The organism is Agarivorans aestuarii, assembly GCF_019670125.1.
Taxonomy (GTDB): Bacteria; Pseudomonadota; Gammaproteobacteria; order Enterobacterales; family Celerinatantimonadaceae; genus Agarivorans; species Agarivorans aestuarii.
Window position 1 is genome coordinate 2,208,607 of sequence record NZ_AP023033.1, and the last position, 11,635, is coordinate 2,220,241.

Below are 11,635 nucleotides of genomic sequence, written 5' to 3' on the forward strand. Positions count from 1 at the left end.
AAAAAGCCTCAATAAATTGAGGCTTTAATTAGTAATTCAACTAAATACTAGTATTCAGCATTCTTCGGCGCACGCGGGAAAGGTATTACGTCACGGATGTTAGTGACACCAGTTACGTAAGACACTAAACGCTCAAAGCCTAAGCCGAAACCAGAGTGAGGTACAGTGCCGTAACGACGTAAGTCGCGGTACCAAGAGTAATCATCTTTATCGAGATCAAGTTCTAGCAAGCGCGCGTCTAATACCTCTAAACGTTCTTCACGTTGACTACCACCGATAATCTCACCAATACCCGGTGCTAATACGTCCATTGCCGCTACGGTTTTACCGTCGTCATTTTGGCGCATGTAGAACGCTTTAATGTCTTTCGGGTAATTTTTAACTACAACAGGTGCTTTAAAGTGTTCTTCAGCTAAGTAACGCTCGTGCTCTGAAGACATATCAATGCCCCATTCAACATCATACTCAAACTTTTTACCGCTATCTTTTAGAATCTGAATAGCATCGGTGTAATCAACTTGAGCAAAGTCAGTACTTACAAAGTTTTCTAAGCGGCTGATTGCTTCTTTGTTAATCCGTTGAGCGAAGAAGTTCATGTCGTCCATGCGCTCATCAAGTACTGCTTTAAATACATACTTCAACATGTCTTCAGCTAATTTAGCTACGTCTTCCAAATCTGCAAAGGCCACTTCAGGTTCAACCATCCAAAATTCAGCCAAGTGGCGGCTAGTATTTGAGTTTTCAGCACGGAAGGTTGGGCCAAAAGTATAGACTTTAGACAATGCACAGGCGTAGGTTTCGGCATTCAACTGGCCAGAAACCGTTAAGAATGTTTCTTTACCAAAGAAGTCTTGCTGGTAGTCAATCTCACCTTTATCACCTAATGGCAGGTTGTTCATGTCTAGGGTTGATACACGGAACATCTCACCCGCGCCTTCGGTGTCGCTACCGGTGATAATTGGCGTGCTTACCCAAACGTATCCCTGCTCGTGATAAAAACGGTGAATAGCTTGAGACAAGCAGTTTCGCACACGGGTAACCGCTCCAATTACGTTGGTACGTGGGCGTAGGTGGGCGTGTTCACGTAAATACTCAATGCTATGGCGTTTTGCTGACATTGGGTAGCTGTCAGGGTTTTCTACCCAACCAACAACTTCAACCTCGGTAGCTTGAATTTCGAATGACTGGCCTTTACCCGGTGATTCAACAACTTCACCAGTGACTACAACCGAACAACCGGCAGTTAGTTTAACGACATCATTCTCATAATTGGCTAGGGTATTAGGTGCCACCGCTTGAACGGCGTCGAAACATGAACCGTCATGAATGGCTAAGAAAGAAAGACCTGCTTTTGAATCGCGACGAGTACGGATCCAACCCTTAATAGTTACTTGTTGACCAACGCTGAACTTACCGCTCATAACGTCTGTCACTGAAGAATGCGTCATAGCAAACAACTGCTCCGATTTGATAGTGCTAATATTGTAAGGTGACCAATGTTACTTCTTAGGGCTAAAGACTCAAGTAAAAATTGATAAAACTCCGGAAATCGATAACTTATGTTAATGAAATGCATGAGTTGGAATAAAGGTGAGTTGCTAAATGCGGCAAAATAGAAAAGAACGTCGAAAAGGGCCAGATGGTTTACAACGCTTATTTGTGATTATTTCTTTGGTGGCCTGGACCATGTTTATTGGTTCTTTGGTGGTGTATCACTACGCAAGGCCAGAAATTGCCTACAGTGCCTTTCAATCGAACGATGGCCAAGGGTATCGAGATCATTGGATTGAAGACTTAAGGCAAGTCTTTGTACTTTTACTCTGGGCTTGTTGCGGCATTACTTTAGCTGGAATTTTTGTTAATTGGAGTCGTTCTCGCCGCAAAACAGACTATTTCAAAATGAATATGGGTCTGTTAGCAGCGATTGTTATAGCGATTTTGTTGTTCTATTACCTTAAGTTGTTCAGCGCTTAGATAGAACGGTGTAAATCGCCTTAGTTAGCTTTTGTAATTGTTCATCGGTGATGGTGTAAGGCGGCATAATATACACCAACTTTCCAAAAGGTCTTATCCATACACCTAAGTCGACAAACTTCGCTTGAATATCAGCTAGATTGACCGGGTTTTTAGTTTCGACTACGCCAATTGCGCCCAACACCCTAACATCAGCGACGGAATCTAATACCAAACATGCTTTAAGTTGGCCCTTAAGTGACTGCTCTATGTTCTGTACCTTAGTTTGCCATTCTGAAGCAATCAGCAAATCTATGCTGGCGTTGGCTACAGCGCAGGCGAGAGGGTTACCCATAAAGGTAGGGCCATGCATAAATACACCAGCTTCACCGCTACAAATGGTGTCCGCTATCGCTTTACTGGTTAATGTAGCGGCTAGGCTCATATAGCCTCCAGTTAGACCTTTGCCTAAGCACAATATATCGGGTTCTATTTCGGCGTGTTCACAGGCAAACAGTTTACCGGTGCGGCCAAATCCAGTAGCAATTTCGTCTGCAATCAACAGTAGCTGATACTTATCACAAAGCTGTCGAAGCTGTTTCAAATACTCTGGGTGATAGATACGCATTCCACCCGCGCCTTGAACAATGGGCTCTATAATTACTGCAGCTATTGATTGGTGGTGTTGTTCAAGCATTTGCTGCATTGGTTTGATATCTTGCGGATCCCAGCTTTGTTCGAAGCGGGATTGCGGCGCATCGCAAAACAAGTGTTCTGGTAAGAATCCTTGATAAAGCTGATGCATTCCTCCATTGGGATCACACACCGACATAGCGCCAAAGGTATCGCCGTGATAACCATTTCTTACCGTGGCAAATTTAGCGCGTTTTTCACCTTTAGCATGCCAGTACTGCAAGGCCATTTTTAGTGCGACCTCTACAGCTACCGAACCAGAGTCACTAATAAATACTTGCTGCAAACTTTTGGGGGTTAAATCAACCAACTTTTTAGCAAGGTTAACGGCAGGTTGGTGAGTTAAGCCACCAAACATCACATGCGACATATTGGCTAACTGCTTGTGAGCGGCATCATCTAGCTCGGCTACCTTATAACCGTGAATACAAGCCCACCAAGATGCCATGCCGTCTACCAAGCGCTTACCGTTTTCAAGAATGATTTCACAGCCTTCAGCAGCTGCAACTGGATAGCAGGGCAATGGGTTAACCGACGAGGTATAAGGGTGCCATAGATGTTGTTGGTCGTAATCTAAATCAATGCTCATTTAATAACCGTTAGTAAAGTTGAGGGTTTTTTAAAGTTGACAGCGGCTCGGCTGTCGCTAGACTAGCGGATTATTATTTCTAAAGAAAGCTTCACAAATGACTCAAACACTCCGCCACGATTGGACCGTACAGGAAGTAAACGATTTGTTTGCTTTGCCGTTTAACGATTTGCTGTTTCAGGCCCAGTGCGCGCATCGCGCTAATTTTGACCCGAATCAAGTACAGGTTTCGACCTTGTTATCGATTAAAACTGGCGCGTGTCCTGAGGATTGCAAGTATTGCCCGCAAAGTGCTCACCATAAAACTGACCTTAAAACAGAGCGTTTGTTAGAAGTTGAGCATGTGCTTACTGAAGCTAAAAAGGCCAAGGAGAATGGCTCAACCCGTTTTTGTATGGGGGCTGCTTGGAAAAATCCTAAACAACGCGATATGCCGTACTTGGTTAAGATGGTTGAAGGCGTGAAAGAAATGGGTATGGAAACTTGTATGACTTTGGGTATGCTTGAGAAGCAGCAAGCCGAAGAGCTCGCAGACGCTGGTTTAGATTATTACAACCATAACCTAGATACTTCGCGTGAGTATTACCAAGAAATTATTACTACTCGTACCTATGACCAACGCTTAGACACTTTAGATAATGTTCGCTCTGCGGGTATGAAGGTTTGTTCTGGCGGTATTATGGGCATGGGCGAAACGGCTACCGACAGAAGTGGCTTGTTGGTTCAACTAGCTAATCTTCCACGTCACCCAGAAAGTGTACCGATTAACATGCTAGTTAAAGTGAAAGGCACTTTACTAGAAGGTGTTGATGATATGGACCAATTTGAGTTTATTCGCTGTATTGCGGTAGCTCGAATCATGATGCCGCGCTCCCACGTGCGTTTATCAGCTGGTCGTGAAGAAATGAATGAACAAGTTCAAGCGCTTTGTTTTATGGCGGGTGCAAACTCTATATTTTATGGATGTAAGCTCTTAACAACGCCTAATCCTGATGAAAACCAAGACATGCAGTTGTTTAAAAAGCTTGGGATACGTCCGGAGCCTGCAGCGCTTAAAAATGGCACCGAAGAACAAGAAGAAGACCTCTATAAAACCTTGGTTAAACAGCAGCAAAAAAACAGCCCATCTCAGTTTTACGATGCTTCATAAATGGCATTTGAGTTTGTAAAGCAGCAAGTCGAACAACGTAAACAGCAGCAGCTGTTTCGTCAGAGGCGCTGTCAATCGAGCGCTCAAGGGCGTTTGATTGAGATTGATAAACAAGGCTTTGTTAATTTTTCAAGTAACGATTACCTTGGTTTATCTCACCATGCAAAAGTAATTGAAGCTTGGAAAAAAGGTGCTGAGCGTTACGGCGTGGGCAGTGGTGGCTCGCCACTAGTTACCGGCTTTCAGCAAGCCCATCATGAGCTTGAAGAAACGCTGTGTGATTGGCAGGGGCGTGACGGAGCTTTGTTGTTTAACAGCGGCTTTTCCGCTAACCAAAGCGTGATCAAGGCTTTGCTCTCCAAAAATGATGTATTAATCCAAGATAAACTTAATCATGCATCTTTAATGGAAGCTGGCGTATTGTGTGATGCCAGCTTCATGCGTTTTAAGCATAACTCGATGCAGCAACTGGCTAAAAAGTTGGTTAGCCAAAATAGTGATAACTGTTTGGTGATCACTGAAGGTGTATTTAGCATGGATGGTGATCAAGCCCCGCTACAATCAATCAGCGACTTATGCAAACAACATCAAGCTTGGTTAATGGTAGATGACGCTCACGGAGTGGGGTGTTTAGGAGATCAAGGCGCTGGTTCGTTAAATCACCAAGGCCTTAGTCCCGATGATGTGCAGATCCAGATGATAACCTTTGGCAAAGCTTTGGGGGTTTCCGGTGCAGCCATTCTGTGTGACCAAGAGCTTAAAGACTACCTTATTAACTTTGATAAAAGCTATGTTTACTCCACTGCAATGCCGGCTGCACAAGCTTGCGCTATCACAGAATCTATTAAGGTGCTGCAAACAGAGCCTGAACTACAACAAAAGCTAGTAAGCAATATAACGTTGTTTAAAGGCTTAGCTAAGGAAAACGGTATAGCGCTCACTGATTCTAATACAGCTATACAACCGATAATTGTTGGTCAGGCTGAAAAAGCCTTGCTAATGGCTCAATCCCTGCAAAACAAGGGCTTTTGGGTGTCAGCTATTCGGCCACCAACGGTACCAGCCAATACTGCTCGGTTACGGGTTACCTTAAGTAGCCATCATCAAGAACAAGATATTGTTGGTCTTATAAAAGCCATTTTTGAAGTAAACAAAGATAACTATGATCATCGATAAACAGCAGGTTGCTCGTCATTTTTCCAAGGCTGCTGACTCATATAATGACTACGCCGAACTACAACGAAACATCGGCCACCAACTGCTGAGATACTTGCCAGCTAAAGACTATTCGTTGGCTGTTGATTTGGGCTGCGGTACTGGATACTTTGCTACAGCCCTAAAAGCTCAAGCGGATAAGGTAATTGCTTTAGACCTGTCTTTGGCGATGGCAAACAAAGCTAAGCATTCTGCCAAACCATTTGCTGCAATGGTGAGTGATGCAGAGCAACTAGCACTAGCAGATTGCAGTGTTGACTTGGTCTATTCAAGCTTGGCTTTACAATGGTGTAACGACCTTACTACCGCCTTGAGGGAAGTTAGACGCGTGCTTAAGCCTAATGGCATTTTGTTATTTTCTACCCTTAATCAAGGCACTTTGTTTGAGCTAGAAGATGCCTGGGCAGATGTAGACAAGCATCGTCATGTAAATCGATTTCTTACCAATGCAGAGATTGAAGAAGCTGCCTATAATGCCGGTTTTACCGATACCGAGTTTTATCAGGAAAAACGAACACTTTGGTATGAGCATGCCTTTCTGTTGTTAGCTGACTTAAAAGGAATTGGCGCTAACTATGTAGTTGGCGGTGAACCCAACGCTACAAATCGCAGTCAACTTAAAACCATGGCTAAAAACTACAAGGCTAAATACAGTTCGGCAGATAGAAACAACTGCATTAGTGCAACATATAAGGTGAGCTACGGAGTATTAATTAATGCTTAAGTCCATTTTTATCACCGGTACAGATACCGAAGTAGGTAAAACTGTAGTGAGTTGTGGCTTGGTGAAGGCCTTGCAAGACAAATTTTCTATAGTCAATGGATATAAACCAATAGCAGCTGGAACCGAAATATTTGCTTTAGGTGAGGGCAACGAAGACGCCTTCGCGCTGATGGGTGTAAATTCTAGTGAACTTAGCTATTCAGACGTTAACCCGGTCATGTTAAAACATGCCATTGCTCCTCACATAGCTGCAAATATAGAAAACACGCCGGTTAATACTGAGCTAATGACCAGTGGCTTACAAAACCTCTCTAGTAAATCTGACTTCGTTGTTGTTGAAGGAGCTGGGGGGTGGCATGTTCCTCTTAACGATAATGGCTTGATGATGTCTAACTGGGTCGCAGATCAAAAGCTGCCGGTTGTGTTGGTGGTTGGTGTTAAGTTGGGATGCCTTAATCATGCCCTGCTTACGGTTGAAGCGATAAAAGCCAGCGGTTGCACGTTGGTTGCTTGGGTTGCTAATAACTTGAATGAAACTTCAGATATATCAAAACTGAATATCAGCTATTTGCAAGCAGCCATTGAGGCGCCTTGTATTGCTGAACTTCCCTATAATACTAGCTTGAATGCGGATACTGCAGCTGAATGCTTTGAGCTTGAAGCGCTAGTCAGCCAAACCTAAAGGGTTTAGTCCTGTTTAGGCCATTGAAAATTGTGAGCTATCCCCCATATATAAGGGTAGTTGGGTTATTCCATCATAATTGAGGAAGACGATGAAACGTATATTGTTGTTTTTAGGCACAAACTTAGCGGTTGTTTTGGTGCTTGGTATAGTAATGAACATAGTGTTCTCTGCCTTGGGGATTTCTACCCAAAGCATTGGCGGTTTGTTGATATTCTGTGCCATTTTCGGCTTTGGTGGCTCTATCATTTCTTTGCTGATTTCTAAATGGATGGCAAAGCGTTCTACCGGCGCACAAGTAATCACTACTCCAAGAAACCAAACTGAAGCTTGGCTAGTAGATACTGTAGCGCGACAAGCTAAAGCGGCTGGTATTGGTATGCCCGAGGTCGCCATTTACAATGCACCAGATATGAATGCTTTTGCCACTGGAGCTAAACGTGACGACGCCTTAGTTGCAGTAAGTACTGGCCTGCTGGATAACATGAGCCGAGATGAAGTAGAAGCAGTACTCGCTCATGAAGTTAGCCATATTGCCAATGGCGACATGGTAACGCTCACCTTAATTCAGGGTGTAGTGAATACTTTTGTGATGTTCCTAGCTCGAATTATCGCTAACCTTATCAGCTCAGCGATGAGCAACAATAACGAAAACGGCCAGGGCATGGGCACCCTTGCTTACATTGCCACAGTGTTTGTACTTGAAATGGTATTTGGCATTCTTGCTAGCATTATTGTTATGTGGTTTTCGCGTCAGCGCGAGTACCGCGCTGATGCGGGTTCTGCCAAGTTAGTTGGCAAAGACAAGATGATTAATGCCCTCCAACGTTTAGGTGGAAGTAGAGAGCCAGAAATGGAAGGTTCTATGATGGCCTTTGGTATTAACGGCAAACGCGCAATGAGCGAGCTGTTTTTAAGCCATCCTCCCTTGGAAAAGCGAATCGCAGCTTTGCGAGCGCGTTAAGTTCGGTCAACCGACCAAAAACTTTAATAAAAGTGCCGCTTTGTCGGCACTTTTTTGATCTTGCGCTTAATTTTTGAGCGTAAACTTTTAAGTTTGTAATATCTACTTAATTTTTTAAACTGTTTGCTTTCTTTTTGCGCCTAGCGCAAGCAGAATGGTTAGCTAGTTTTAGTTGTATGCTCAGGAAGAGTTAAGAACTATCAGGGATATGAAATTTACCTTTTTATCAATCAACGCCAGTAAGATTGGAATACTACTATTTATTAGTAGTGTCTTACTCGCATGTCAAAACCAAACTCAAGCTCTGCGTGTAGCCGTGTCTCCTTGGTTGGGTTTTGAGCCTATATTCCTGTCTAAGCAACTTTCTTTTGAAGGTTCAAACGCCTATATCGTTAATGAACTAACCACGCCCAGCCATGTAATGCACGCACTTAAAAGTGGCCAAGTGGATGCCGGTTTCTTAAGCCTCACCGAAACAATTAGCCTATTAGCTGAGCGAGTCGATCTAACCGTAGTAGCGGTTATCGATCGCAGCGTAGGTGGCGATGCCTTGGTCACACGCCAAGACATCAATAATATTGAACAACTGAAAGGCGAACGCATTGGCTATGAGAGCTTATCAGTAGCTTCTCTTGTTATGGACGACTGGTTACAAGATACCAAGGTTAATGCCGACGATTTTGTTTTAGTGGAAGCCAAGCTTGATGAACAACTGGCGTTATTTCGCAAAGGTGAAATTAGCGCGGTGATGACCTCAGGCCCAATTCAAAGCCGTTTGGTAGATAACCTATCTGCCAACGTACTTTATAAAAGCGCTGCGCAAGGCCAAGCTTATTACCGGGTGATGGTAGTAAGAACTGAGGTCTTACAAGAAAAGCGAAATGGCGTATCGAATCTATTAAAAAACTTTTATAAAGCGAACACTTGGTTAGAAGAGCATTCGAGAGAAGGCTACAAGTTAATCGCTAAGCGAACTCAGCTATACAGTAAAGAAGTTCGCCAAGCTTATGGAAATATTCAAATGCTTAATGCTCAGCAGAGCATTGCACTTTTCACTGGTAATTTTATTTTGGGACTTGCGCAGGAAAAAGCGCAACGTATGGCTGAGTTGGAATTGATCCACCGAGCACCTGATTTGTCGCGAAGTTTTACCAGCGAGTGGTTATTGGAGTTGAACGGTGTATAGGTTTAAGCGGATTTCATTGAGTGTAGTTATACCTATTTTGGCTTTGGTATTGTTAGTTATTGCTCAAAGTTTATTGTTGTTAGGTACGCTGCATGAACAACGCAATAAAATGGCAGAACATACTAGCCAACGTTTGCTGCATATTGGCTATCAGCTTCAACAAAGCCTTTCAGACAGTTTATCTCGTCATCAGTGGGATATTGCCGAACGCCAGTTAACCTTAGTGGCCCTAAATCAACAACTGGATTCACTGCAGGTTATTGATCCTCAAGGTTTGGTTCAAATATCCAACAAACGCGCAGAAAAGAGCCTGTTTGCTGCAGATAATGCAAATTACTTTAATACCGAATTGTTCAATCAGGTAAAAACCAAGCGCTCACCGATATCACAAGTATTGCCCGAACATTGGCAAGTAAACTTGTATTTGCCTTTAGACATGGGGCCAAGAGAAGACAGCTTGCGAAGAGCTGAACAGGGCGCAATATTTGTCAGCTATAACCTACAAAATACGTGGCTAGCTAAGCGTCAGATGATCATAGATGAAGCGATAAAAACCTTCATCTACATGTCGGTGGCTATGTTGCTACTGGTATTAATGCTTAACCGACTATTAGTCGCGCCTATTAATAAGCTTGTAGGGCGCACTAAGCAAATTCAAACCCATCGAAATGCCAATATTGCAGCAAAAAGCCAAGGTGAAATTGGTGCCTTAGAACATGCCATTGGCAAAATGGCTAACGGTATTCATAGTAGCTTCGCCCAACTACAGCGCAGTGAGCAACGCTGGCAGTTTGCCTTAAGTGGCTCTGGAGACGGTATTTGGGATTGGAACCTAATTACTAATACGGTGTATTACTCTCCACAATGGAAAGCCATGTTGGGTTACCAAGAAGGTGGGATAGGTGAAAAGATAGAAGAGTGGGAGTCTAGGATCCATCCTGAAGACTTAGACAAAACTCTCAATGAGCTACGCAAGCACCTTAAAAAGAAAAACAAAGTTTATGAGTCAATGCATCGGGTTAAACATAAAGATGGTCACTATTTGTGGGTATTATCTCGAGGCATGGTGGTAGAGCGCAGTGAGCGAGGTTTACCTTCTCGAGTGATCAGCACCCAGACAAACATATCTGAAGTTCGCTCTGCCCAGGAGTTGGTGCGTTTTCAGTCTTCACATGATGACATTACGCGATTGTCTAATCGTAGAAAACTTCTAGAAAATCTGGATTTGGAAATTGAAAGAGGACGTAAGTCCAACAAAGTTGGTGCGCTAATTTATCTCGATATTGACCACTTTAAAAACGTTAACGACATGCTTGGTCACGCCGCCGGTGATTTATTGCTTCGATTAATCGCTCACCGACTTAGAGAAGGGCGAAGCAGTACTGAAACGGTTGCTCGTCTTGGCGGTGATGAATTCGCCTTGTTAGTACCTAATCTATCTACCGACCGCGAAGAAGCGAAGCAACTTGCTGCCAATATGGCTGAGCATTTAGGGCGGGTTATTCACAAAGAGTTTGTGATCAAGGGTAATCAAATTTCCTTGAACCTCACCACCGGTGTTGCTCTGTTTCCTAATCACGATAGCAATGCCACTGAGATTTTGCGCCAAGCAGATATTGCGCTTTACCACGGTAAAGATAATGAGCGCTCAAGCGTTCATGTTTTCTCTGACCAAATGGCCGATGAGATCCAAGAGCGCCATCAGTTGACGAAGATGATGCGAGAAGCGCTAGAAAACGAAGATATGGTAGCGTACTTCCAGCCTCGTTATAACGCTAACTTTGAGATGGTTGGAGCCGAAACCCTATTGCGTTGGTTTGATACCAAACTTGGTTGGATTTCACCTGGTCGTTTTATTCCATTAGCGGAAGAAACAGGGTTAATTCTTACAATTGGCCAATGGGTAATGCGAAGTGCCTGCGAGACCTTAAAAACTTGGGAAGAGCGCGGCTTACCTGAAAACTTCAAAACCTTGTCGATTAACGTAAGTCCTAACCAGTTCCACCGTGATACCTTTGTCCAAGAGACCTTGGCTACTATCCAACAAGCGGGTTGTGATCCTAAACTTATTGAATTGGAAATTACCGAAGGCGTATTGGTAGATAACGTTCAAGATACGGTCGAGAAAATCCAAGCCTTGAGGGATATCGGGGTTCGTTTCTCAGTGGACGATTTTGGTACGGGTTACTCGTCACTTGCTTATTTAAACAAGTTACCGATTAACTGCTTGAAGATTGATAAGTCTTTTGTGAGCGAGTTACAAAGTGGTGGTAGTGAATGTGCCATTATTACTACCATTATCTCCATGGCTGAGAATTTAGACTTAGAAGTTATTGCAGAAGGTGTGGAGACTGAGTATCAATTAGAATTCTTAAAGTACCGTCGTTGTACTGTGTATCAAGGCTTTTATTTTAGTGAAGCTCTTGAGCCTGAAATCTTTGAGGAACGTTTGTTTATTGGCCAGGCTGAAATAGCCTGA

Annotated in this window: 10 protein-coding genes; 8 read left to right on the forward strand and 2 right to left on the reverse strand. The window is 43.5% G+C overall.

Features of this window, described 5'->3' with window-relative positions; genetic code table 11:
* Window positions 1–47: 47 nt before the first annotated feature.
* Window positions 48–1,448, reverse strand: coding sequence for an asparagine--tRNA ligase (gene asnS / locus K5609_RS10305; RefSeq protein WP_221077070.1), 1,401 nt, complete (start codon window positions 1,446–1,448; stop codon window positions 48–50).
* Between the two features lie 154 nt (window positions 1,449–1,602).
* On the opposite strand from asnS, the gene K5609_RS10310 reads away from it, so the two are divergent.
* The gene (locus tag K5609_RS10310) at window positions 1,603–1,974 is read left to right on the forward strand and encodes a hypothetical protein (RefSeq protein ID WP_221077071.1); all 372 of its coding nucleotides are present in this window, start codon (window positions 1,603–1,605) and stop codon (window positions 1,972–1,974) included.
* Here the strand turns inward: K5609_RS10310 and bioA are convergent.
* Window positions 1,964–3,235: an adenosylmethionine--8-amino-7-oxononanoate transaminase gene (gene bioA, locus K5609_RS10315; protein ID WP_221077072.1), complete on the reverse strand. Its 1,272-nt coding sequence runs from the start codon at window positions 3,233–3,235 to the stop codon at window positions 1,964–1,966. The two genes, K5609_RS10310 and bioA, sit on opposite strands and share 11 nt — an antisense overlap.
* Before the next feature lie 97 nt (window positions 3,236–3,332).
* Here bioA and bioB point away from each other — a divergent pair, with 97 nt between their 5' ends.
* The 7 genes from bioB (at window position 3,333) to K5609_RS10350 (ending at window position 11,635) form a co-directional block, all read left to right on the forward strand.
* Complete coding sequence (bioB, locus tag K5609_RS10320) at window positions 3,333–4,385, forward strand: biotin synthase BioB (protein ID WP_221077073.1); 1,053 nt, start codon at window positions 3,333–3,335, stop codon at window positions 4,383–4,385.
* Window positions 4,386–5,561, forward strand: coding sequence for an 8-amino-7-oxononanoate synthase (bioF, locus tag K5609_RS10325; RefSeq protein WP_221077074.1), 1,176 nt, complete (start codon window positions 4,386–4,388; stop codon window positions 5,559–5,561).
* Window positions 5,548–6,324, forward strand: coding sequence for a malonyl-ACP O-methyltransferase BioC (bioC, locus tag K5609_RS10330; protein WP_221077075.1), 777 nt, complete (start codon window positions 5,548–5,550; stop codon window positions 6,322–6,324). Before bioF ends, bioC begins: the two co-directional genes overlap by 14 nt.
* Window positions 6,317–7,006: a dethiobiotin synthase gene (gene bioD / locus K5609_RS10335; RefSeq protein ID WP_221077076.1), complete on the forward strand. Its 690-nt coding sequence runs from the start codon at window positions 6,317–6,319 to the stop codon at window positions 7,004–7,006. The genes bioC and bioD overlap by 8 nt, the downstream gene beginning before the upstream one ends.
* Before the next feature lie 91 nt (window positions 7,007–7,097).
* Window positions 7,098–7,970, forward strand: a complete 873-nt coding sequence (gene htpX / locus K5609_RS10340) for a protease HtpX (RefSeq protein ID WP_221077077.1) — start codon at window positions 7,098–7,100, stop codon at window positions 7,968–7,970.
* A gap of 208 nt (window positions 7,971–8,178) precedes the next feature.
* The gene (locus K5609_RS10345; protein WP_221077078.1) at window positions 8,179–9,156 is read left to right on the forward strand and encodes an ABC transporter substrate-binding protein; all 978 of its coding nucleotides are present in this window, start codon (window positions 8,179–8,181) and stop codon (window positions 9,154–9,156) included.
* Window positions 9,157–9,172: 16 nt separating this feature from the next.
* Window positions 9,173–11,635 (forward strand): putative bifunctional diguanylate cyclase/phosphodiesterase, encoded by a 2,463-nt coding sequence (locus K5609_RS10350; RefSeq protein WP_221077079.1) that lies wholly within the window; start codon window positions 9,173–9,175, stop codon window positions 11,633–11,635.